Source organism: Paraburkholderia lebeckiae (genome assembly GCF_014201005.1).
Lineage (GTDB): Bacteria > Pseudomonadota > Gammaproteobacteria > Burkholderiales > Burkholderiaceae > Paraburkholderia > Paraburkholderia tuberum.
In genome coordinates this window covers 87,069-110,008 of the sequence record NZ_JACHDK010000014.1, presented here as the reverse complement: position 1 = coordinate 110,008, position 22,940 = coordinate 87,069, and the positions used below count along the sequence as shown (strand labels likewise).

General features: G+C 64.8%; 20 protein-coding genes. 11 read left to right on the top strand and 9 right to left on the bottom strand.

The genetic code is table 11. From position 1 onward, the window contains the following. Nucleotides 1–110 precede the first annotated feature (110 nt). From HDG39_RS24110 to HDG39_RS24100, 3 genes are all read left to right on the top strand, one after another. Complete coding sequence (locus HDG39_RS24110; protein ID WP_184009235.1) at nucleotides 111–662, top strand: shikimate kinase; 552 nt, start codon at nucleotides 111–113, stop codon at nucleotides 660–662. Continuing rightward, nucleotides 662–1,747 (top strand): 3-dehydroquinate synthase, encoded by a 1,086-nt coding sequence (gene aroB, locus HDG39_RS24105; protein ID WP_184009233.1) that lies wholly within the window; start codon nucleotides 662–664, stop codon nucleotides 1,745–1,747. The genes HDG39_RS24110 and aroB overlap by 1 nt, the downstream gene beginning before the upstream one ends. A 153-nt stretch (nucleotides 1,748–1,900) precedes the next feature. Next, nucleotides 1,901–3,094 (top strand): deoxyguanosinetriphosphate triphosphohydrolase, encoded by a 1,194-nt coding sequence (locus tag HDG39_RS24100; protein WP_221305846.1) that lies wholly within the window; start codon nucleotides 1,901–1,903, stop codon nucleotides 3,092–3,094. Between the two features lie 103 nt (nucleotides 3,095–3,197). Here the strand turns inward: HDG39_RS24100 and HDG39_RS24095 are convergent, their stop codons facing one another. Together HDG39_RS24095 and HDG39_RS24090 are read right to left on the bottom strand one after the other, a co-directional pair. Next, nucleotides 3,198–3,578: an ElaB/YgaM/YqjD family protein gene (locus HDG39_RS24095; RefSeq protein WP_013090729.1), complete on the bottom strand. Its 381-nt coding sequence runs from the start codon at nucleotides 3,576–3,578 to the stop codon at nucleotides 3,198–3,200. Between the two features lie 367 nt (nucleotides 3,579–3,945). Further along, nucleotides 3,946–4,671 (bottom strand): OmpW/AlkL family protein, encoded by a 726-nt coding sequence (locus HDG39_RS24090; protein ID WP_184009229.1) that lies wholly within the window; start codon nucleotides 4,669–4,671, stop codon nucleotides 3,946–3,948. A gap of 187 nt (nucleotides 4,672–4,858) precedes the next feature. Here HDG39_RS24090 and HDG39_RS24085 point away from each other — a divergent pair, with 187 nt between their 5' ends. The 3 genes from HDG39_RS24085 (at nucleotide 4,859) to HDG39_RS24075 (ending at nucleotide 12,174) form a co-directional block, all read left to right on the top strand. After that, nucleotides 4,859–5,566 (top strand): transposase, encoded by a 708-nt coding sequence (locus HDG39_RS24085; RefSeq protein ID WP_018420184.1) that lies wholly within the window; start codon nucleotides 4,859–4,861, stop codon nucleotides 5,564–5,566. Between the two features lie 330 nt (nucleotides 5,567–5,896). Continuing rightward, the gene (locus HDG39_RS24080; protein WP_184009227.1) at nucleotides 5,897–10,600 is read left to right on the top strand and encodes a glutamate synthase-related protein; all 4,704 of its coding nucleotides are present in this window, start codon (nucleotides 5,897–5,899) and stop codon (nucleotides 10,598–10,600) included. 104 nt (nucleotides 10,601–10,704) lie between these two features. Continuing rightward, nucleotides 10,705–12,174 carry a glutamate synthase subunit beta gene (locus tag HDG39_RS24075; protein ID WP_184009225.1) on the top strand — a complete coding sequence of 490 codons (1,470 nt, stop codon included), beginning with the start codon at nucleotides 10,705–10,707 and terminating at the stop codon, nucleotides 12,172–12,174. A gap of 197 nt (nucleotides 12,175–12,371) precedes the next feature. Here HDG39_RS24075 and HDG39_RS24070 read toward each other — a convergent pair whose 3' ends face one another. Together HDG39_RS24070 and HDG39_RS24065 are read right to left on the bottom strand one after the other, a co-directional pair. Further along, nucleotides 12,372–13,637 carry a D-amino acid dehydrogenase gene (locus HDG39_RS24070; RefSeq protein ID WP_184009222.1) on the bottom strand — a complete coding sequence of 422 codons (1,266 nt, stop codon included), beginning with the start codon at nucleotides 13,635–13,637 and terminating at the stop codon, nucleotides 12,372–12,374. Between the two features lie 27 nt (nucleotides 13,638–13,664). Continuing rightward, the gene (locus HDG39_RS24065; protein ID WP_184009220.1) at nucleotides 13,665–14,924 is read right to left on the bottom strand and encodes an MFS transporter; all 1,260 of its coding nucleotides are present in this window, start codon (nucleotides 14,922–14,924) and stop codon (nucleotides 13,665–13,667) included. 355 nt (nucleotides 14,925–15,279) lie between these two features. On the opposite strand from HDG39_RS24065, the gene HDG39_RS24060 reads away from it, so the two are divergent. Further along, on the top strand, nucleotides 15,280–16,155 hold the full coding sequence (locus HDG39_RS24060; RefSeq protein ID WP_184009283.1) for a tyrosine-protein phosphatase: 876 nt from the start codon (nucleotides 15,280–15,282) through the stop codon (nucleotides 16,153–16,155). Nucleotides 16,156–16,345: 190 nt separating this feature from the next. Here HDG39_RS24060 and HDG39_RS24055 read toward each other — a convergent pair whose 3' ends face one another. Both HDG39_RS24055 and HDG39_RS24050 read right to left on the bottom strand, forming a co-directional pair. Further along, nucleotides 16,346–17,653 carry an ATP-binding protein gene (locus HDG39_RS24055; protein ID WP_184009218.1) on the bottom strand — a complete coding sequence of 436 codons (1,308 nt, stop codon included), beginning with the start codon at nucleotides 17,651–17,653 and terminating at the stop codon, nucleotides 16,346–16,348. Next, nucleotides 17,650–18,390, bottom strand: coding sequence for a response regulator (locus HDG39_RS24050; protein ID WP_018420192.1), 741 nt, complete (start codon nucleotides 18,388–18,390; stop codon nucleotides 17,650–17,652). The genes HDG39_RS24055 and HDG39_RS24050 overlap by 4 nt, the downstream gene beginning before the upstream one ends. Nucleotides 18,391–18,782: 392 nt before the next feature. Between HDG39_RS24050 and HDG39_RS35670 the strand changes: the two genes are divergently transcribed. The 4 genes from HDG39_RS35670 to HDG39_RS24030 all read left to right on the top strand — a co-directional run bounded on the left by HDG39_RS35670 (nucleotide 18,783) and on the right by HDG39_RS24030 (nucleotide 20,687). After that, nucleotides 18,783–18,974 carry a hypothetical protein gene (locus HDG39_RS35670; protein WP_260328970.1) on the top strand — a complete coding sequence of 64 codons (192 nt, stop codon included), beginning with the start codon at nucleotides 18,783–18,785 and terminating at the stop codon, nucleotides 18,972–18,974. Nucleotides 18,975–18,989: 15 nt separating this feature from the next. After that, nucleotides 18,990–19,187 carry a DUF6726 family protein gene (locus HDG39_RS35665; protein WP_035470661.1) on the top strand — a complete coding sequence of 66 codons (198 nt, stop codon included), beginning with the start codon at nucleotides 18,990–18,992 and terminating at the stop codon, nucleotides 19,185–19,187. Between the two features lie 3 nt (nucleotides 19,188–19,190). Further along, nucleotides 19,191–19,904: a hypothetical protein gene (locus tag HDG39_RS24035; RefSeq protein WP_184009214.1), complete on the top strand. Its 714-nt coding sequence runs from the start codon at nucleotides 19,191–19,193 to the stop codon at nucleotides 19,902–19,904. 111 nt (nucleotides 19,905–20,015) lie between these two features. Continuing rightward, complete coding sequence (locus tag HDG39_RS24030) at nucleotides 20,016–20,687, top strand: flagellar basal body L-ring protein FlgH (RefSeq protein WP_184009211.1); 672 nt, start codon at nucleotides 20,016–20,018, stop codon at nucleotides 20,685–20,687. A gap of 94 nt (nucleotides 20,688–20,781) precedes the next feature. Here HDG39_RS24030 and HDG39_RS24025 read toward each other — a convergent pair whose 3' ends face one another. From HDG39_RS24025 to HDG39_RS24015, 3 genes are all read right to left on the bottom strand, one after another. Continuing rightward, on the bottom strand, nucleotides 20,782–21,525 hold the full coding sequence (locus HDG39_RS24025; protein ID WP_018420197.1) for a response regulator: 744 nt from the start codon (nucleotides 21,523–21,525) through the stop codon (nucleotides 20,782–20,784). Nucleotides 21,526–21,626: 101 nt separating this feature from the next. Continuing rightward, complete coding sequence (locus HDG39_RS24020; protein ID WP_184009210.1) at nucleotides 21,627–22,295, bottom strand: hypothetical protein; 669 nt, start codon at nucleotides 22,293–22,295, stop codon at nucleotides 21,627–21,629. A gap of 64 nt (nucleotides 22,296–22,359) precedes the next feature. Next, on the bottom strand, nucleotides 22,360–22,833 hold the full coding sequence (locus tag HDG39_RS24015) for a hypothetical protein (protein WP_184009208.1): 474 nt from the start codon (nucleotides 22,831–22,833) through the stop codon (nucleotides 22,360–22,362). Between the last annotated feature and the right edge of the window lie 107 nt (nucleotides 22,834–22,940).

Here is a 22,940-nt window from a genome sequence, read left to right as displayed (position 1 = left end):
TATAGGGCACGCATGCGCCGCCGTCCGCCGGCGGCGCGCAGGCTCGACAAGGCAGCCGCTTTGCCAGTAAGCTGCGGCACGAACTACACCGGATTAGCCAGAGGATACCGTTGCAAGCGCGGGACGCACACGCCAATGTTTTTTTCGTAGGGCTCATGGGGGCAGGAAAAACCACTGTGGGTCGGGCGGTTGCGCGCCGTCTCGAGCGCCCGTTCTTCGATTCCGACCATGAAATCGAGGCGCGCACGGGCGCGCGCATTCCCGTGATCTTCGAGCTCGAGGGCGAAGCGGGCTTTCGCGATCGCGAAGCGAGCGTGATCTCGGAGCTGACCGGGCGCGACAATATCGTGCTCGCGACCGGCGGTGGTGCAGTGCTGCGGCCGGAAAACCGCGAAGCGTTGAAAAGCCGTGGCCTCGTGATCTATCTGCGCGCCAATCCGCATGACCTGTGGCTGCGCACGCGGCGCGACAAGAATCGCCCGCTGCTGCAAACGGAAGACCCCAAGGCGCGCCTCGAAGCGCTCTATGAAGTGCGCGACCCGCTGTACCGCGAATGCGCGCACTTCGTGATCGAAACCGGCCGGCCCTCGGTCAACGGACTCGTCAACATGGTTCTGATGCAGCTCGAGATGGCCGGCGTCGCCAAACCTCCTGCGTCATAATGGACCGTATGATTACCGTCAACGTCGAACTGGGCGAGCGCGCCTACCCCATCCATATCGGTGCCGACCTGATCGGCCGGACCGAGCTGTTCGCGCCGCATATCGCCGGCAACTCGGTCACGATCGTCACCAATAGCACCGTCGATCCGCTCTACGGCGACAAGCTGCGCGCGGCGCTTGCGCCGCTGAACAAGCAGGTGTCCACGGTGGTTTTGCCGGACGGCGAAGCACACAAGAATCTGCAGACGCTGAACCTGATCTTCGACGCGCTGCTCGGCTCGCGCGCCGACCGCAAGACCACGCTGATCGCGCTCGGTGGCGGTGTGATCGGCGACATGACCGGGTTTGCCGCCGCCTGCTACATGCGCGGCGTGCCGTTCATCCAGGTGCCGACCACGTTGCTGTCGCAGGTCGATTCGTCGGTCGGCGGCAAGACCGGCATCAACCATCCGCTAGGCAAGAACATGATCGGCGCGTTCTACCAGCCTCGGGCGGTGATCGCTGACATCGGCGCATTGCGTACGTTGCCCGAACGCGAACTCGCGGCGGGCATCGCCGAGATCATCAAGACCGGCGCAATCGCCGACGCCGGTTTCTTCACCTGGATCGAGGCCAATATCGAGGCTTTGAACCGCTGCGAACCGCAGGCGTTGACGGAGGCAGTCAAACGCTCGTGCGAGATCAAGGCGTCGGTGGTGGCGCAGGACGAGCGCGAAGGTGGTCTGCGCGCGATCCTCAACTTCGGTCACACGTTCGGCCACGCGATCGAAGCCGGACTCGGCTATGGCGAGTGGCTGCACGGCGAGGCGGTCGGCTGCGGAATGGTGATGGCGGCGGATCTGTCCGTGAGGCTCGGCCATCTCGATGAAGCGTCGCGCAAGCGGCTCGTCGACGTCGTGCTTGCCGCGCATCTGCCCACTCGTGCTCCCGCACTCGGCGCGGATCGTTACATCGAGCTGATGCAGATCGACAAGAAGGCGGAAGCCGGCGCGATCAAGTTCATTCTGCTGAAGCGTTTCGGTGAGACACTGATCACCCGCGCGCCCGACGCCGACGTGCATGCGACGCTGGCCGCCGCCGTCTAGATTCGACACGGCCCTGCAGCCACGCTTCACGCCCCCGCGTCACGAGGCGCCGCCCATGTTTCGGAGGACCCGGTGACTGACAGGCGCAGCGACGATATCCAGCATGACACGACGAGCGCGCGCGCAGGCGCCGGGAACGGCGTCATCGCCGCCATGGCCAGCACCGCGGATGCCGCTGCCGCGGTTGCCACACCCGCCGTCCCCGCGCCGACCCAGCAGGCGCTCGAAGCGCATCTCGCGCCGTACGCGGCGCATTCGAGCCAGTCGCGTGGGCGTCGCTATGCGGAATCCGCGCCGAGCGCGCGTACCGAGTTTCAGCGCGATCGCGACCGCATCGTCCACTCGAGCGCATTCCGGCGGCTCGAATACAAGACTCAGGTATTCGTCAACCACGAGGGCGACCTGTTTCGCACGCGCCTCACCCATAGCCTCGAAGTTGCGCAGATCGCGCGCTCGGTTGCGCGCAATCTGCGCGTCAATGAAGATCTCGTCGAAGCGATTTCGCTGGCGCACGATCTCGGCCATACGCCGTTCGGCCATGCCGGCCAGGATGCGTTGAACGAATGCATGCGCGAGCATGGCGGCTTCGAGCACAACCTGCAGAGCCTCGCGGTCGTCGACGAACTTGAAGAGCACTACGGAGCGTTCAATGGGTTGAACCTGTGCTTCGAGACGCGCGAGGGCATTCTCAAGCATTGCTCGCGCGACAACGCGCGCCGGCTCGGGACGTTGGGCGAGCGCTTTCTCGAAGGGCGGCAACCGTCGCTCGAAGCGCAGATCGCCAACGTCGCCGACGAAATCGCGTACAACAATCACGACGTCGACGACGGTCTGCGTTCCGGTCTGTTGTCGCTCGAGCAGCTCGCCGAAGTGGAACTCTGGCAGATGCACTGCGAGGCGGCGCGCGGCGACTATCCGCAGATCGAGGGGCGTCGGCTGATTCACGAGACGGTGCGGCGCGTGATCAATACGCTGATCGTCGATCTGATCGAAACGACGCGGGCCAATCTCGCGCGCTATGCGCCGGCGTCACTCGACGACGTGCGCGCGGCGCCCCCGCTCGTCGCGCACAGTGATGCGATCGCCGCGCAGGCCGCGGCGCTCAAGCGCTTCCTGTTCAGAAACATGTACCGTCACTATCGGGTGATGCGCATGGCCAATAAGGCACGCCGCGTCGTGGTCGGCCTGTTCGACGCGTTCACCGACGACCCGCGGCTGCTGCCGCCGGACTATCAGTCGGCCGATGCGACGCGTCAGCCGCGTTTGATCGCGCATTACATCGCGGGAATGACCGATCGTTACGCGCTGAAGGAGTATCGGCGGCTGTTCGTGATCGACGATAACTAGGCGCTAGCGGCTGGGCGCGGCAAGCGGTGTAACGTTCAGCCTTGCCGCATCGAAGCGGCCGTCGCGCCCCCTTGCCAGCACCGTCAAACCGGGCAAGCCAGCGTCATCGCGAACGGGACGCGAACAGCGCGCCCGCCACCAGCGCAAGCCCGCCGACGATCGCAATCGTCTGCCACGGATTTTCATGCACGTAGTGATCGGCGTCCGAGATCGCGACGCCCGCACGATCGCGCATCGCGTCGCGCGTGTCGTTCAGCCGCTCGCGCGCGGCATCCAACTGTTTGCGCAGCCTGCCGCGCAGGGCCACGGCGTCGGCCTGCGTGCCGTCGGCCAAGGTCGATTCGAGTTCCGACAGCAGGGTGCGCAACTCGACCGCGATATCTTCGGCCGCGTGGCGGCTATGGCGAGCGATGCGCCGCGCGCGGCGACTCGCGCTGGTCCAGGATTCGCCGAGGGCGTCTCGCGTATTTGGAAGTGCTGTCATGGTCGCTCCGTCGATGAGTTGAAAGACCCCGCGCATCGTCGCGCGGACACGCTATGCGCAGACGCAGTATCACGTCGTCGCGTAGGAAACGCCATCTAAACGCAACTTCGATGCCAAGCGCTGCATCGCCGGCAACGCTGCACGCGTGCGGCTCGCGACAGGATGGGGCGTGCCCGTATGGTCGCCAGATTTTGCACACCGACGCGCCGAATTCGCGTCAAATTTACAAACGCTGATGCCGGATGACGTGGCCATCCCGATACAACAGAGACGCCAAATGCAAACGCCGTCATCGGTTCGATGACGGCGTTCCCCAGGTCGCGAAAATTCGACTACCCTAATTCAAGCTACCCGCTCTCGCGAAGCGTTAGAAACGGTAACCGACGTTGACGTAAGTGACGATCGGGTTCAGCTTGATCTTGGTTTGCGATTGCACGGTCAGCGTGCCGACTGGCGTGGTCGATGCCGAACTGAGCTTTGCGGTCGTGCTGAGCGGCAGGTACGAGATCGACACGCCGGCGAACCAATGCTGATTGAAGGCGTACGTGAAGCCCGCATTAAACACAGGTACCCACGAACTATCCGTCGACACACTGGTCGGACCATGCAGAACGTTGGCTTCGAATGCGCTGTTGGAAATGTGTGCGTCGGTGAACCAGATGCGGCTCACACCGAGACCGAGATACGGGCGGAACGAAGCAGTCGGCGCGTTGAAGTAGTACTTGAACAGCAGCGTCGGGCTCCACTGTTTGGCCTGCCCGAGCTTGCCGAACTGCGCGAAGCTGCCCGTGCCGTACAGATCGAAAGTAGGGGGGACGCCAATGACGAATTCGGTTGCGATATGGTCGGTGACGAAGTAGCCGGCGGTGAAACCGATGGTATCGGCCGAACTCAGCGAGGCGCCGGTGTTAGCTTCGGTGATGTTGGTGGGGCTACCGCCAATGCTGGTCACGGTCAGTGGGTCGCTGCTCGATTGGGGCGCCAGATGGAACCAGCCGGTCGAGAAGTAAATGGTGCCGGCCGATTGTGCGTGCGCTGCAGTGCTCATGCAGGCTAGCACTGCCATCCCCGTTACGGCCTGTTTTAATTTCATATGTGCTCCTCCAAAAAAGGCCCGCTCATTATGACTACAACGTTTGAAACAAACCATACGCGGCGGTTAGAGTTTTCTCCCTAAGCGCCGCGTGGTTTCTGGCTTGGCCGCATGGCGCCGAACCTTGCGCCCATGCGGCTCTTCGGACCTTCGGGTATATACCAACGCGACTATTGGACACTCCAGCATGGCACGGCTTGCACGTCTTTATGTCCCCGACCAGCCGCAGCACGTCATCCTCCGCGGGCTCGACCAGCAGCCCGCCTTCGTCGACGACCAGGACTACGAGCTTTTCATCGACTGTTTGAAGGCGGCCTCCCGGGACCATCACCTTTCCATCCACGCTTACGCCTTGATGCCGGGCGCCGTGCAACTGCTGGTCACGCCCACCGAGGAGTCGAGCCTGCCCAAGGCGATGCAGGCCGTCGGGCGGCGCTACGTCGCGCACTTCAACCGGCGCTATGCGCGCCGCGGCACCTTGTGGGAAGGCCGTTACCGGGCCACCGTGATCGAAGGTGAGCGCTACTTCCTGCTTGCGAGCCGGGTCGTCGAAATGTGTCCGGTGCGCTTGGAACTGGTCAACGCGGCCGAGGATTATCGCTGGTCGAGCTATCGTCATCACATCGGCCTCACCCTCGACAGTCTGATCACGGATCACCCCCTTTACTGGTCGCTCGGCAATACGCCGTTCGAGCGACAGCGTGCTTATCGCGAACTGTGCGAGCAGCCGCTCGACGAGCGCGAGGCAAGCCAGCTCCAGCAAGCCACGTTGAAGGGCTGGGTGCTCGGCAGCGACACGTACCGCGAATGGGCGGCGCGCGCCGCCAACCGACGTGTGTCGCCCCTACCGCGTGGCCGGCCACGCAAGGTGCGCGAGACGCCGCATACGCAGTGAGACGGCGCCGATAGAGCCGCTTTAAATCCGATTAAAGCGTTTTGCATCAAGGGACTGCATGAAGGCGGCATGTCGTATGCCGTTTTCTTTTGCCCCAAATTGATATGGCACCAATAAAAAATAATCGCGATGCACCAATTTGATAATCGGGGGCCGATCACTAGGTTTTATTTGCTATTTCCTTGATTCGTCGCGTATATTCCGATTTCCGGCGCTTTTTCGTCCCGCGCAGTCTTGCTGCGAGAAGAGCGCCGTCGCGGTCGCGAAGCGCACTGCGGCAAAAAACAATGGTTTAACGGCCTGTCCGGCCTCCTCACAGACGGTGTCCCCATGAACGACCACCAGCAACCGATTCACCCGGTTCCCGCCGCCCAAGGTCTGTACGACCCGCAAAACGAGCATGACGCCTGCGGCGTCGGCTTCGTCGCTCATATCAAGGGCCACAAGAGTCACGAAATCGTCCAGCAGGGCCTGAAGATTCTCGAGAACTTGGACCACCGGGGCGCAGTCGGCGCCGATCCGCTGATGGGCGACGGCGCGGGCATCCTGATCCAGATTCCGGACGGCTTCTATCGCGAAGAAATGGCCAGGCAGGGCGTGACGCTGCCGCCGGCTGGCGAATACGGCGTCGGCATGATTTTCCTGCCGAAGGAGCACGCGTCGCGCATCGCCTGCGAACAGGAGCTCGAGCGTACGGTGAAGGCCGAGGGGCAGGTCGTGCTCGGCTGGCGCGACGTGCCGGTCGACCACGCCATGCCGATCTCGCCGACCGTGAAGGCGAGCGAGCCGCTGATCCGCCAGATCTTTATCGGCCGCGGCAAGGACATCATGGTGACCGACGCGCTCGAGCGGAAGCTGTACATCATCCGTAAGACCGCGAGCCATCGCATTCAGGCGCTGAAGCTCAAGCACGGCAAGGAATACTTCGTGCCGTCGATGTCGGCGCGCACGGTCGTCTACAAGGGTCTGCTGCTTGCGGGTCAGGTCGGCGTGTATTACCGCGACCTGCAGGACGAGCGCGTCGTGTCGGCGCTCGCGCTCGTGCATCAGCGCTTCTCGACCAACACGTTCCCGGCGTGGGAACTGGCTCACCCGTACCGCATGATCGCCCACAACGGCGAAATCAACACGGTGAAGGGCAACGTCAACTGGCTGAACGCGCGTACCGGCGCGATCGCCTCGCACGTACTCGGCGACGATCTGCCGAAGCTGTGGCCGCTGATCTATCCGGGCCAATCGGATACGGCATCGTTCGACAACTGTCTCGAACTGCTGGTGATGGCCGGCTACCCGCTCGTCCACGCGATGATGATGATGATTCCGGAAGCCTGGGAACAGCACACGCTGATGGACGAAAACCGCCGCGCGTTCTACGAATACCACGCCGCCATGATGGAGCCGTGGGACGGCCCCGCCGCCATCGCGTTCACCGACGGCCGCCAGATCGGCGCGACGCTCGACCGTAACGGTCTGCGCCCGGCGCGCTACATCGTCACCGACGACGACCTCGTCATCATGGCGTCGGAAGCCGGCACGTTGCCTATTTCCGAGTCGAAAATCGTCAAGAAGTGGCGTCTGCAGCCGGGCAAGATGTTCCTGATCGACATGGAGCACGGCCGCATCATCGACGACAAGGAACTGAAGGACAACCTCGCGAACGCCAAGCCGTACAAGAGTTGGATCGACGCCGTGCGCATCAAGCTCGACGAGATCGAGGCGAAGGCCGAAGACGTCGTGACGGAACGCCGCGAAGCTGCTGCGCTGCTGGATCGCCAGCAGGCGTTCGGCTACACCCAGGAAGACCTCAAGTTCCTGATGGCGCCGATGGCGCAAGCGGGCGAGGAAGCCGTCGGCTCGATGGGCAACGACTCGCCGCTCGCGGTCATGTCCAACAAGAACAAGACGCTCTATCACTACTTCAAGCAGCTGTTCGCGCAGGTCACGAACCCGCCGATCGACCCGATCCGTGAAAACATGGTGATGTCGCTCGTGTCGTTCATCGGCCCGAAGCCGAATCTGCTCGACACGAACAACATCAACCCGCCGATGCGTCTCGAAGTGTCGCAGCCGGTGCTCGACTTCAAGGATATCGCGAAGATCCGCGCGATCGATCAATACACGGGCGGCAAGTTCAGCTCGTACGAACTGAACATCTGCTATCCGGTCGCCTGGGGCAAGGAAGGCATCGAGGCACGCCTTGCGTCGCTGTGCGCGGAAGCCGTCGATGCGGTCAAGTCCGGCTACAACATGCTGATCGTGTCGGACCGCAAGACCGACCGCGACAACGTCGCGATTCCGGCGCTGCTCGCTACGGCAGCGATCCACACGCACCTCGTTCAGCAGGGTCTGCGCACGAGCACGGGTCTCGTCGTCGAAACCGGTTCGGCGCGCGAAACGCACCACTTCGCGCTGCTCGCGGGCTATGGCGCGGAAGCCGTGCACCCGTACCTCGCGATGGAAACGCTGAGCCAGCTCGCGGCCGGCCTGAAGGGCGACCTGTCGGCGGAGAAGGCGGTCTACAACTTCACGAAGGCAGTCGGCAAGGGCCTGCAGAAGGTCATGTCGAAGATGGGTATTTCGACTTACATGTCGTACACCGGCGCGCAGATTTTCGAAGCGGTCGGTCTCGCCGCGGATCTGGTGTCGAAGTACTTCCACGGCACGTCGTCGAAAGTCGGCGGCATTGGTCTGTTCGACGTCGCGGAAGAAGCGATCCGTCTGCATCGCGAAGCATTCGGCGACAACCCGGTCCTCGCGAACATGCTCGACGCGGGCGGCGAGTACGCATACCGGGTACGCGGCGAAGAACACATGTGGACGCCGGATGCGATCGCCAAGCTGCAGCACTCGGCGCGCAGTAACTCGTACCAGACGTACAAGGAATACGCGCATCTGATCAACGATCAGACCAAGCGCCACATGACCTTCCGCGGCCTGTTCGAGTTCAAGTTCGATCCGACCAAGGCGATCCCGCTCGACGAAGTCGAACCGGCGAAGGAAATCGTCAAGCGTTTCGCGACCGGCGCAATGTCGATGGGCTCGATCAGCACCGAAGCGCACGCCACGCTCGCCGTCGCGATGAACCGCATCGGCGGCAAGTCGAACACCGGTGAAGGCGGTGAAGACGCGAACCGTTATCGCAACGAACTGCGTGGCATTCCGATCAAGAACGGCGACACGATGAAGTCCGTGATCGGCGATGAAGTGGTCGTCGACATTCCGCTCAAGGAAGGCGATTCGCTGCGCTCGCGCATCAAGCAGGTCGCGTCGGGCCGCTTCGGCGTGACGGCGGAGTACCTCGCGTCGGCCGATCAGATCCAGATCAAGATGGCGCAGGGCGCGAAGCCGGGCGAAGGCGGTCAGCTGCCGGGCCACAAGGTGTCGGACTATATCGGCAAGCTGCGTTACTCGGTGCCGGGCGTCGGCCTGATTTCGCCGCCGCCGCACCACGACATCTACTCGATCGAAGACCTTGCGCAGCTGATTCACGATCTGAAGAACGTGAACGCGTCGTCGAGCATCTCGGTGAAGCTCGTGTCGGAGTCGGGCGTCGGTACGGTTGCAGCGGGGGTCGCGAAGGCGAAGGCCGATCACGTCGTGATCGCCGGTCATGACGGCGGCACGGGTGCATCGCCGCTGTCGTCGATCAAGCATGCGGGCACGCCGTGGGAACTGGGTCTCGCCGAAACGCAGCAGACGCTGGTGCTGAACCAGCTGCGCGGCCGTATCCGCGTGCAGGCCGACGGTCAGATGAAGACCGGCCGCGACGTCGTGATCGGCGCGCTGCTCGGCGCGGACGAGTTCGGCTTCGCGACGGCGCCGCTCGTCGTCGAAGGCTGCATCATGATGCGCAAGTGCCATCTGAACACGTGCCCGGTCGGCGTCGCGACGCAAGACCCGGTGCTGCGCGCGAAGTTCCAGGGCCAGCCGGAACACGTCGTGAACTTCTTCTTCTTCGTTGCGGAAGAAGCGCGTGAAATCATGGCGCAACTCGGTATCCGCAAGTTCGACGACCTGATCGGCCGCGCGGAACTGCTCGACACGAAGAAGGGCATCGAGCACTGGAAGGCGAAGGGCCTCGACTTCTCGCGTGTGTTCTACCAGCCGCAAGTGCCGGCGCAAGTCGCGCGCAAGCACGTCGACGTGCAGGATCACGGCCTCGACCGCGCGCTCGACCACACGCTGATCGAGAAGGCGAAGGCCGCGATCGAGAAAGGCGAGCACGTGTCGTTCATCCAGCCGGTGCGCAACGTGAACCGCACGGTCGGCGCGATGCTGTCGGGCACGATCGCGAAGAAGTACGGCCACGAAGGTCTCGCGGACGACGCGATCCACATCCAGTTGAAGGGCACCGCGGGTCAGAGCTTCGGCGCGTTCCTCGCGAAGGGCGTCACGCTGGATCTGGTCGGCGACGGCAACGACTACGTGGGCAAGGGCCTGTCGGGCGGCCGCATCATCATCCGTCCGACCAACGATTTCCGCGGCAAGTCGGAAGAGAACATCATCTGCGGCAACACGGTGATGTACGGCGCGATCGAAGGCGAAGCCTTCTTCCGCGGCGTGGCCGGCGAGCGTTTCTGCGTGCGTAACTCGGGCGCGACGGCAGTCGTCGAAGGCACGGGCGACCACGGTTGCGAATACATGACGGGCGGCACGGTGGTCGTGCTCGGCGAGACGGGCCGTAACTTCGCGGCCGGCATGTCGGGCGGTATCGCGTACGTGTTCGATCCGGACGGCATGTTCGCGAGCAAGTGCAACAAGTCGATGGTCGCGCTGGAACCGGTGCTGCAACAGGCCGAACAGGAGCGCACGGTCGATCGGGGCGTGTGGCATCGCGGCACGACCGACGAAGCGCTGCTCAAGGGGCTCATCGAGCGTCACTTCCAGTTCACGGGCTCTCCGCGTGCGAAGGCGCTGCTCGAAAACTGGGACGCGGCACGCCGTCAGTTCGTGAAGGTGTTCCCGACCGAATACAAGCGCGCGCTCGGCGAACTCGCCGCGAAGAAGGCGAACAGCGAAGTGCTCGCCGCCTGAGCTGCCTTCACGGAAGTCAACTTTAGACGTACCCGCCGCGTTCCGACCAATCGACGCGCGGCGGGTCCAGATTACCCCTAGATACAGATAGAGAAGAGAACCACATGGGCAAGGCAACCGGTTTTCTCGAGTTCGAACGTCGCCACGAGACGTACGAGGCTCCGCTCACGCGTGTGAAGCACTACAAGGAATTCGTCGCGGCACTGACCGACGACGAAGCGAAGATTCAAGGCGCGCGTTGCATGGACTGCGGCATTCCGTTCTGCAACAGCGGCTGCCCGGTCAACAACATCATCCCGGACTTCAACGACCTGGTGTTCCGTCAGGACTGGAAGAACGCGATCGAAGTGCTGCACTCGACCAACAACTTCCCCGAGTTCACGGGCCGCATCTGCCCGGCGCCGTGTGAAGCGGCGTGCACGCTCGGCATCAACGACGACCCGGTCGGCATCAAGTCGATCGAGCACGCGATCATCGACAAGGCCTGGGCCGAAGGCTGGGTCGCGCCGCAAACGCCGAAGCACAAGACCGGCAAGAAGGTTGCCGTGGTCGGCTCGGGCCCCGCGGGTCTCGCCGCCGCGCAGCAGCTCGCGCGCGCCGGTCATGACGTGACCGTGTTCGAGAAGAACGACCGGATCGGCGGCCTGCTGCGTTATGGCATCCCCGACTTCAAGCTGGAGAAGTGGCAGATCGACCGCCGCATGCGCCAGATGGAAGCCGAAGGCGTGACGTTCCGCACCAACGTGTTCATCGGCAAGCCGGACTCGCTGCCGGCGCACATCGGCAACACGGCGAAGGAAACCATCACGCCGGCCGAGCTGAACGAACAGTTCGAGGCGGTCGTGATCGCCGGTGGTTCGGAAACGCCGCGCGATCTGCCGGTGCCGGGCCGCGAGCTCGAAGGCGTGTACTATGCGATGGAATTCCTGCCGCAGCAGAACAAGGTCAACGCCGGCGACAAAGTGCCGAACCAGCTCGTCGCGAAGGGCAAGCACGTCGTCGTGATCGGTGGCGGCGATACCGGTTCCGACTGCGTGGGCACGTCGAACCGTCATGGCGCGAAGAGCGTCACGCAGTTCGAACTGCTGCCGCAGCCGCCGGAAGAAGAGAACAAGCCGCTCGTATGGCCGTACTGGCCGATCAAGCTGCGCACGTCGTCCTCGCATGAGGAAGGCTGCGAGCGCGACTGGGCGGTCGCGACCAAGCGTCTCGAAGGCAAGAACGGCAAGGTCGAGAAGCTGATCGCCGCGCGGGTCGAATGGAAAGACGGCAAGATGGTCGAAGTGCCGAACTCCGAATTCGAAATGAAGGCCGACCTCGTGCTGCTCGCGATGGGCTTCACGCAACCGGTGTCGCCGGTGCTCGAAGCGTTCGGCGTCGACAAGGATGCGCGCGGCAACGTGCGCGCCACGACCGAGGGCGACAAGGCGTACTACACGTCGGTGAACAAGGTGTTCACGGCGGGCGACATGCGCCGCGGCCAGTCGCTCGTGGTCTGGGCGATTCGCGAAGGCCGTCAGTGCGCACGTTCGGTCGATGCGTTCCTGATGGGGCATTCGGAACTGCCGCGTTAAGCGTCTTCAGCCGGTGCGCGTGCCTGGAGTTCCAGGCCGCGCGCGCCGGCCACGATTTGCAGGAAGACGTGGAGACGACAAGGCGCCCCATGAAGGGCACCTGTAGCGGGAAAGCAATGCAGTAAAAAAGAAACCGGGCTCGCCTGAAAGGGGGAGCCCGGTTTTCTTTTATCTCGTCGCGGTGCGTTATGTCCGCCTCATTGGCGATAGCGCGCGAGCGTCAGACCGTCGAGATCGATCTCCGGATTGCGCTGCGCGATCAGATCCGCGACCACGCGCGCCGAGCCCATCGACATCGCCCAGCCCGTCGAGCCGTGCCCGAGGTTCAGCCATAAGTTGTCGATGTTGCACGGGCCGAGCAGCGGCGCGCCATCGGGCGTCATCGGCCGGCGGCCGACCCAGAAGTGCGCGGAAGTCGGATTGGCCGCGAACGGAAACCAGTCGCGCAGCACCGTGAGCAGCGTTTGCAGCGCCTGCTCGCGCAACGTCGTCTGGCGATTGCCGAGCTCCGCCGTACCCGCGATGCGCAAGTTGTTGCCGAAGCGCGTGATCGCCGTCTTCAGCGATTCGTCCATGAGTGCCGCCCGTGGCGCTTTTTCCTCGTCGGTCACAGGCAGCGTGGCCGAATAGCCCTTCACCGGATAGAGCGGCACCTTCACGCCGAGCGGCGCGAGCAGCGCCGCGCTATCGACGCCGAGCGCGACGACCACCGCGTCGGCCGGCAGCGTCTGCGCGCCCCGCTCGCTTTGAATACGCACGCCGCGTACCGTCGCTCCCTCGACATCGAGCGACGTGACGCGCGTGTCGAAGCGAAAGCTCACGCCATTGCGTTCACAGATCGCGCGCAGTTCGCGGGTGAAACGCGCGCAGTCGCCGGCTTCGTCGTCGGGCAGATAGAGGCCCGAGAACGGCGCCTGACGCGCCCAGTGCAGACCCGGCTCGATCTCCGCGCACTGCGCGGCGCTGACTTCCCGATGCACGACGCCCGCATCGCGCAGCACCGCGAGCGCCGGCTGCGCGAGTTCGACGTCGTACTCGCTGCGAAACAGTTGCAGATAGCCCTGGCTGCGGCCGTACTCGAACGGATGACGGCCGCGAAATTCGTGCAGGCAAGCGCGGCTGTAGTACGCGATGCGCTGCATACGCTGCTTGTTCACGCGAAAGCGGTCGAGGTCGCACTCGCGCAGCCAGCGCGCGATCCAGCGCCATTGGGCCGGATCGAGCGTCGGCCGGAAGATCAGCGGCGAGGCCGGCTTGAACAGGTACTTGAGGATTTTCGCCGGCATGCCGGGCGCGGCCCATGGCGTCACGTAGCCCAGCGCGATCACGCCGGCGTTGCCGAAACTCGTGGACAGGGCGACGTCGGGTTCGCGCTCGATCACCGTCACGTCGCAGCCTTGCTGGCACAGATAAAAAGCAGTGGCGACGCCGATGACGCCGCCGCCGAGTACGATCGTTTTCATGATTGGGAACTGCGGTGTCAGACGATCTCAAGCGGCGGAGCCGGCCGCCCCTAGCACCTTGCCCTTCGTTTCCGGCAGGCACAACGCGGCGACGATCACGAGCAGATACCCCGAGCCCGCGACGATGCCCATCGCCTTCACGAGCGTCATCGTCTGCGCGAAGGTGCCGACGAGTATCGGAAAGAACGAGCCGAGCCCGCGCCCGAGGTTGTAGCAGAAGCCTTGCCCCGAGCCGCGGATCTCGTTCGGATACAGCTCCGACAGATACGCGCCGATGCCCGCGAAAATCCCCTGCACGACGATGCCGAGCGGGAAGCCGAGCGCGAGCATCATCGCGTCGGTGATCGGCAGCATCGTGTAGACCATGCCGAGCACGAACGAGCCGACCGCGAACAGCACGAACGATGCGCGCCGGCCGATCCTGTCGCACAGAATCGCGCCGACGATATAGCCGGCGAACGAACCGACGATCAGCACGATCAGATAGCCGCTCGTATTGAACACCGACAGATGTCGCTCCGTCTTCAGATAGGTGGGCAGCCACGTCGTGATCGCGTAGTAGCCGCCGAGCATGCCGGTGCACAGCGCGCTGCCGAGCACAGTTGTCTTCAGATGCTCGGCTGAGAAGATCTGCATGAAGTGCGACGTGTTGATGCCGCTTTCGCGCGCGCGACGGGTCGCGACAAAGATGTCGGGGTCGCTGACATTGCGGCGGATATAGATGATCCATGCGGCGGGCAGCAGGCCAACCCAGAAGCACGCGCGCCACGCGTACTGCTCCGGCAGCAACGCGAAAGCCGCCCAGTAGACGATCGCCGCGGCCGCCCAGCCGAACGACCAGCTGCTCTGCACGGTGCCGACCGCCTTTGCGCGATGCTGCGGCGAGCGGATCGTCTCGGCCATCATGATCGTCACGACCGACCACTCACCGCCGAAGCCGATGCCCTGCAGCGTACGCGTGGCGAGCAACTGCCAGAACGACTGCGTGAAGCCAGACAGGAACGTGAAGATCGCGAAGGTGGCGATCGTCCATTGCAATACACGGATGCGGCCGTGGCGATCGGCAAGAATGCCGGCGAGCCAGCCGCCGATCGCCGACGAAATCAGCGAGCTGGTGGCGATCATGCCTGCTTCGCTTTTGCTCATGCCCCACGTCGCGATCAGCGTCGGAATGAGGAACGAGTAGATCATGAAGTCGAACGCGTCGATCGCGTATCCGCCGAAACCGGCGAATAGCGTGCGACGCTCGCGCGGGGTCAGCTCGGTGAACCATTGGAGAGAAGACATATTTTGTTGTGGTCTCCAGGTTTCTTGTGCCTGCGGGGGCCGGATGGGAGGGTGTCCGTATTATTCTACGGGGATGCGGCGTCGTGAGGCCAGTCGGGGTCAAAAAGGGCGTGCGCGAGGTAACGGCCGATAAGGCACCGCAAGGGAACGGAAATCAGTGGGCCAACCGTCCCTCTTTTTTTCTTACTAACCGCTACGATGTAACGCAAAACGTATTGGTCAACGTTAAACTGCGTCTGCAGCCCCGGCTGCCCCACTATCCTCCTATACACCTGTCGCCCCGATGTCCGTTACCGTGAAAAACCGTTCGCCTTTCCGCGCCCTTGCGAGCACGACCGTGCCCGTGGAGCGCGGCATGCCCGGCGAAGCGTCGGCGGCGCGGCGACGCTTTCTGAGGGGCTCGGCCGGTGCGATGCTGGCCGCGGGTTTCGGCAGCACCCTGCTGTCCGCCTGCGGCGGTAGTCTCGAAGCCGATCAGCCGGCTACGCCGCGGCTCGTGTCGGTCAGCAACTTCCGCGATGTCGGCGGCGCGGGTGCCGGCTACCTGACCGTCGACGGCAAACAGATGCGGCGCGGCGTGTTCTATCGCGCGAACGCGCTGACGCTGAGCGGCACCGACGCGGCGACGCTCGACAAGCTCGGTATCGTGTCGGTCTACGACCTGCGCACGCCCGCCGAAATCGCACGCACCGCCGACGTGCTGCCGAGCGGCGCGACATCCTCGACGCTGAACGTGCTCGGCATGAACGACTTCGTCGCACCCCCGGTCGATTCTCCCGTCAACGCCGTCGCGTTCATGCAGGCGCAGGCGCGCGGGTATGTGACGGGCGGCCCGCAGCGAGCCGCCTATGGCGCGTTGCTCGGCGCGCTCGCCGACGGCACGGGCGCGCAGCTATTCCACTCGAACGCGGGCAAGGATCGCGCGGGTTGGGTCGCGGCGCTGCTGCTCAGCATCGCCAACGTTCCGCTCGACGTGATCATGCAGGACTATTTGCTCAGCAACGTCTATCTCGCGCCATCGATCGCAGCGCAAACCACCACACTGCGCGCGCAGGAAGGCGCGGCCATTGCGACGGCGAGAGCGCCGTTGCTCGACGTCGACGAGAATTATCTGCAGGCGGGCTTCGACCAGGTGCAGGCGAGCTACGGCACGATGGCGAGCTACCTGACGCAAGGCCTCGGTCTTTCCACGGCGACGGTCGACGCGCTGCGCAATCGGCTCGTGCATTGACGCGCTTCGCTGGCACGCTTCGTTGGCCTTCCTGCAGCGCAAAAAAAAGTCCGCCGCAGAGGTGCGGGCGGACCGGGAAGGGCTGCATCGAGGTTGCCGAGAGTGACTATAAGGCCGCACCCCGCGCGACAGTCGATGCGGTAAGGGCAGGTAAGTGTCCGGTCCGCGCCGCGTTTGCCTGCGAGCATCCTTACGACAGCGCCGGGTCCACCGGCAATTCGATCCGCACTTCGAGCCCCCCCTGCGCGTGATTGCGCACGAAGCAGCGTCCACCGCGATCGTGTGCGAGCCGCGCGACGATCGCGAGACCGAGCCCGCAATGGCCTTCGCCGCCGCGCGCGGCGTCGAGCCGCACGAACGGCTTCATCGCCGCGGCAATGCGGTCGTCGGGAATGCCAGCGCCGTGGTCGCGCACGCTGATCGTCCAATGACGGTCGTCGCACGCGGTCGAGATTTCCACCGGCGGCATGCCGTGTTCGAGCGCGTTGTCGACGAGATTCGTCACCAGCCGGTCGAGCAGCGTACGCGGCAGCGTGAACGAGGGGCCGGCGCGCAGATCGAGCGTGAACAGCGGGGTTTCGGCGGGGTCCGCCGCTTCGGCGGTTTCAGCGGCCTCAGCGTAATCGCCTGAGGAAAACTGCTCGCGCAAGAACTCGTCGACTTCGACGGGAGGTCCGGCGTCCGCCGATTGGCCCGCGAATTCGAGGAACTGCTGGACGATGTTGGTCAGGGAATCGACGTCGCGGATCAGGCCCGCGCGCTCGTTTTCGTCGACCAGCACGCTTGCGCGCAGCTTCAGGCGCGTGAGCGGCGCCTTCAGATCGTGCGCGACGCCGGCGAGCATCACCGCCTGGTCGTCGCCGGCTTCGTTCAGGCGCCGCATCATGTCGTTGAATGAGCCGATCAGGTCACGCAGCTCGCGCGGGCCCTGCACCGGCACGGGTTCAGGCCGGCCGCCCGAGCCGAACGCGCGCGACGCATCGGCCACGCGCGACAACGGCCGTTGCATCTGCCACACCGCGAACAACGACAGGATCAGCCCGGCGACCAGCATCGACACCGATTCGATCAGAAAGCGCGGCGGCGGAGGTAGGTCGACCGGCACGACGACCCAGTTCGACTTGCCCGGGACCAGCACCCACAGTTGCGGCGGACGCAGATCGTCGACGGCGATCTGCGTGCCGGCCGGCAAGTTCTCACGCAGGTGCCGGCTCAGTTCGACCACCATATGCTCATGCGGCTCGCCCAGATGCACGCTGGTCGGCATGTTCCAGGTGGGCACCAGATGCACGCGCATCGCGGGCGCGAGCGCGGCGCCCTTGATCGGCTCGCCGTTGATCGCCTGCAGCACGAGCAGGATGCCGCGCGCGAAGCCGTCGATTTCATGGCGCGGCGGCTGCATCGTCACCAGCACGAACCAGCTCGCCTGAATCGCGAACAGCACCGCCGCCGACAGCAACGCCATTCTGCCGAACAGCGTGTTCAGCGGATTTCTCATGCGCTCGGGGCGGCCCCGTCCTCGAAGGGTGTGCCGTTGGCGTCGGGCACGAACACGTAGCCCTTGCCGCGCACCGTCTGCACGTAGCACGGGTTCGACGGGTCGTCCTCGATCACGCGGCGCAGGCGCCAGATCGGTACGTCGAGGCTACGGTCGCGGAACGCGAGGTTGTCGCGATGCACGAGATCGTGAATCAGCACGCGCGACAGCACCTTGTACGGATTGTTGACGAAGATCTTCAGCAGCGCGAATTCGCTGTCGCGCAGCGGCAGCTTGGCGTCGTCGCGGCTCAGCGAGCGCGTGGCGAAGTCCAGTTCGAATGGACCGAAGCGATAGCGCTTGCGTGCTTCGGGTGCGCTCGTGGTGGACGGCCCGCGCCGGCGCAGCACGGTCTGGATCCGCACGAGCAGTTCGCGCGGATCGAACGGCTTGGTCAGATAGTCGTCCGCGCCGAGCGACAGGCCGACGATGCGGTCGGCCACCGTGCCGCGCGCGGTCACGAAGATCACCGGGATGTCGTCGCCGGCGGCGCGCAACGCGGTGAGCGCGCGCAGGCCGTCGGTGTTCGGCATCATGATGTCGAGCACGACGACCGACGGCCGCTCACGCTCGAGACGACGCTGCAAATGGGTGCCGTCGTGCAGCACGGACGCATCGAAGCCGTTCGACTGCAGAAACTTGCAAAGCAGATCGCGTACGACCGGATCGTCGTCGACGATAAGGACCTGTGGATTCATGGCGAAATTCTAGACTGGCGCGCCCGACGCGCGACCGGGCATTTCCTTACCAACGCTTACTGTGTGCCGCTCGGCGCTGGCGGGCTCGCGCCGGGGCGGATCAGCGAAGGTGCAGCGCTTACTTTAGCACTGCCTGATCCGACTCTGCGCGACGACAGGCACGCGATGACAACAGTTGGCAAGCACTCGAAAGCCCTCGCAAGCCCACGGAACGGATCGTAACAACCGCGCGAAAGCGTGCTTTGCTTCGCCCATCGTCGGCACTCGCGCGGCGCGATGATTGGTTCCGCAGCAAGTCGCGCCGCACGCCGAACGAGGCCCGCTGCCTCGGACGACGGCGCGCGGCGTTCAACCGACACCGGTGCGCAATGCGCGCCTTCGCGAGGTCCATCATGACGATCCACAATACGCTCAGTTCCACGCCTTTCTCCTCGCTGGCGAATAAGCCGGCCACGGAGAAGTCCGCCAGTTCAAGCTCCACGGGCGCAGTGGCGAAATCGCAGCAGAGCGCCGGGCTCGGGCAGCCTGCACTGCCTGCGCCGGGCACGGGGCTCATCGGCCATCTGGTCAACACGACTGCGTGAATCGGCGAGGTCCGCGTGCCGTTATCCAGAACTACTGAGCAGCGGCGGCGCGCCGTGGCGTGGCTCGTTGCCGGCGCGCTGCTGTTGCCGCTCGGCGGCTGCGGCGCCGCTGCGCTGCCATGCCGGCTCACGGCAGCGACCCTGAAAGTGCTGCCGGTGGTCGGCCATGCGGCGGCGACGCCTTTCGACATGTGCGCTTCCGCGATCGATTGAATCATGACGCTCACCCGGATGGTTGGTGCACTGATGCTGCTCGGCGGCGTGCTGTCGTGCGCCGCGCATGCACAGCTCGTCGGGCGCAGTGCGAAGGCGGCCGGCGCGGCATCGAACAGCGTCGTCACCTACACGCGGCGGCGCTCGCCGGACGCGCCGTTTTCGTTTCGCGGCGTCGCGCTCGGCATCACGATCGACGAATTCCGCGCGGGCTCGACCGTGCGCGCGACGCCGGTCGGCAGCGTGCCGATCTGCGAGACGGACGTGCAGGCCGGAGCGCTCGGCATGCGGCTGAAGTCGCACGATAGCCTGAGCGTCGCGTGCCGCTGGGCGCATCGCGATGATGAACGCTGGGCGGTGTCGCAGGCCGTGGTCGATGGTGCGCCGGCGCTCGAACACGTGATGCGCTTCGCGCGCATCGACGGGCAGGGCGCGCTGCGTCTCTACGAGATGTCGTTCGTGATCGACGAGCTGACCGCCGAGGATCTGCGCGACGCGCTCGAGGATCGTTACGGGCCGCCGCGTCTCGCGACGCGCAACGCGGCGGCGCCGGGCGCGATGCCGATGTACGTATGGGAGAACGCGGTGAGTTCGATCACGCTGTGCTTTCTGCCCGGCAGCCGCAACGGCACGCTCACGTATCTGCTGAAGGGCTCGGATGCGTGGTTGAAAGCGGTCGTGCGGCAGTGGCAGGCGAGCGGCGCCGACGCGGGCTGACGATTGCCTGGCAACCCTGATTACCGGTGCGATCCCAACGCCGAAACCGGGCGGTGTCCGGATAGGCCGCCTCTCTTCGACTCCTTTCATCCTTTCCGCCACGGAGCCAGCATGACCGCGCTACGTCTCACCCTCGTGCTCGGCGCCGCGACCTGTCTCGCGGCCTGTTCGAGCGCGCAGACCAGGTCGATCGTCGAAACGCCGATGGCGCCGCCGCTCGCGTCCGCGCCGTTGAACGTCAACACGCAAGGCGCGATCTATCAGGCCGGCGCGCCGCTGCTGCTGTATGAGACGCCGCGCGCGCAGCACGTCGGCGACGTGCTGACGATCCGGCTGTCGGAATCGTATAGCGGCAACAACAGCGCGAGCGCGTCGGCGAACCGCGCGAGCAGCATCACCGCGACCGCCGCGGATCAATCGACGAATGCCGCCGCGCGACTCGCGAAACTGTTCAACATCGGCTCTGCCAGCACCGACTACAAAGGGCAGGGCAATCTGAGCGACATCAGCGACATGACGGGCACGCTAGCCGTGACCGTGATCGGCATGGTGTCGGGCGGCAATCTCGTCGTGTCAGGCGAGAAGGTGATCGCGATGAGCGGGACCCGCGACCGTCTTCGACTCTCGGGCATCGTCAATCCCAAGGACATCGAAGCAGGCAATTACGTCGCGTCGAGCAAGGTCGCGAACGCGCGCATCGAGCAGGCGGGCCTCGGCATGGTCAACGATGCGACGACGATGGGCTGGCTGCAGAGGATGTTTCTGAGTGTGCTGACGTTTTGACCGTCAGCCGGGTTAGCGCGGTGCGCGCGACACCGCGCTGCGCGTTACGTGCGACGCGTGGGCTGGATCAGCCGGCTTCGACCATCAGGCGCCGCTAACCGGGCGGCGGCGCAGGTCCGCGTTCGGCCGCGCCGATCTCGCCGTCCGGCACGAACACGTAGCCGCGTCCCCACACGGTCTGCACGTAGCGCGGTTCCGACGGGTCCACTTCGATCAATCGACGCAAGCGCCAGATCGATACGTCGAGACTGCGATTGCGATGCGCTTCGCTATTGCCGTGCAGTTTTTCGAGCAGCTGCGCACGCGTGAGCACGGTCATCGCGTGCGTGACGAACACCTTCAGCATCGCGAATTCGCTCGAACGCAGCGTGATGCGATCGCCGTCGCGGCGCAGTTCGCGCGCGGGGAAATTCACTTCGAAGCGGCCGAAATGATAGGGCGCGCGCTGTTCGGGCGCGCCCGGCGCGATCGAGCCGCGACGCCGCAGCACGGTGCGAATCCGCGCGACGAGCTCGCTCGGTTCGAAAGGCTTGCCGAGATAATCGTCGGCGCCGAGTTCGAGGCCGATCACGCGATCGATCGGGTCGGCGCGCGCGGTCAGGAGGATCACGGGAATGTCGTCGCCGGCGACACGCAAGGCGCGCAGCGCGCTGATGCCGTCGAGCTCCGGCATCATGATGTCGAGCACGACGAGCGCGGGCCGCTCGTGCTGCAATCTGCGCTGCAACGCCAAGCCATTTTCCAGCGTGGCGACCTTGAAGCCGCGGCCGTGCAGATATTCGCTGACGAGCTCGCGTACGACGGGATCGTCGTCGACGATCAGGATGGTCTGGTTCATTCAGGTCATCTTAGTGATGCGCACGGGCCGCGCAAAGCGTATACCGCTTTCCAATCCTTTCCCGTGTAAGGCGCTGCAAGCGAAAGCAAAGCCGCGGGCACTCAGTGGGCCGGCGGGAAGGCCTGCGAGGTTTGCAGGGTCGGCTGTTGCTGCGCTTGACGCGGGAAATCGGTCCGATCGATCACCATCCGCTCGATCAGTCCGCCGAGCTTGACCGAGGCCGACGAAAAACGGTCGGTGTTCAGGCCGCCGGTCTGATAGCGCGCGGTGACCAGAATGCGGCCGCTCTGGATCAGCGTCAGATCGATGATCGACAGGTACTGGATCGATTCGTCGCTGAACGAGCGGCGGCCATAGTCGATCGCGGCGTTGTAGACGAGCCGCGCTTCGCAGCCGGCCGGCGAGGTGCCCGGATTGTAGACGTCCGAACGAATACCGCGGCGCTCGAGCGCGAGCTGCAGCGCCGGCACGAAATCGCCGACCGATACCGTCGGGTTCACTTCGATGCAGACGTGCTGCAAATCCGCGGGCCGCCCGTTGACGAAGGTCGGCGACGAGTAGTTCGACGCGATCGCGTAACCGGCCTGGATGACGGAGCCGGTGGCGTCGGCGGCCTGGATCAGCGTCCAGGCGCAGCCGTCGAGCGCGAGCGTCAGCGTCGCGACGAAGGCGCCGAGGGCGCAACGACGCCGGCATATCAGCGAGGCGCCCAGACACAGGCGCCAATGCCTGGTTGCCGCTGGCGCGCGCACGGTCGGCGACGAGGTCATGAGGCAGCGCCCGATCCCGGTCACAAAATGCGATGGAGCATCAAAAGCAGCGACGGCCGCGCGCTCAGCGCGTCACGCGCAGTCGCAGTTCGTTCTGACCTTGCACGCTCGCGGTGACGTTCACGCGGTGGGCGTCGGTGGTCACGACGAAATGCTGGCGCACGGGTGTGTTGACGTCGTGCACGACGCGCGGAAAGCAGGCGGCGATGTCGGCGCCGAGTTCTTCGAGCGGATCGTTGATGACGCCGTCGGCTTGCCAGTGCGCGCGCCAGTGGCAGTCGTACGCGTTCGGGCCGGCGCGGCAATCGTCGGTACGGGAGACACCCGGCAGTTGCGCGGCGGCCTCGCCCGGCAGTTGCCGGAAATCGCTCGCTTCGACGATGTGCGTGAGCGCCGGGCAGATATCGGCGGGTTGGTTCGGCTCGGTCGTTTGCGCGGCATCGGCGGCGTTCGTGAGCAGCAGCGCCGCGCCGCAGGCGAGCGCGATGCGCGGGAGCAAAGACGGGAGCAAAGGTGAAACACGGCGAGCGAATGACATGGGCGAGGAGTCCGAAGAGCGGTTGCGATGAAAGACGTGACTGACATCAACGACGGCCGACGCATGGCGCGGCCCGTACGACTATCGTCGCTGCTCGCAGGCATTTT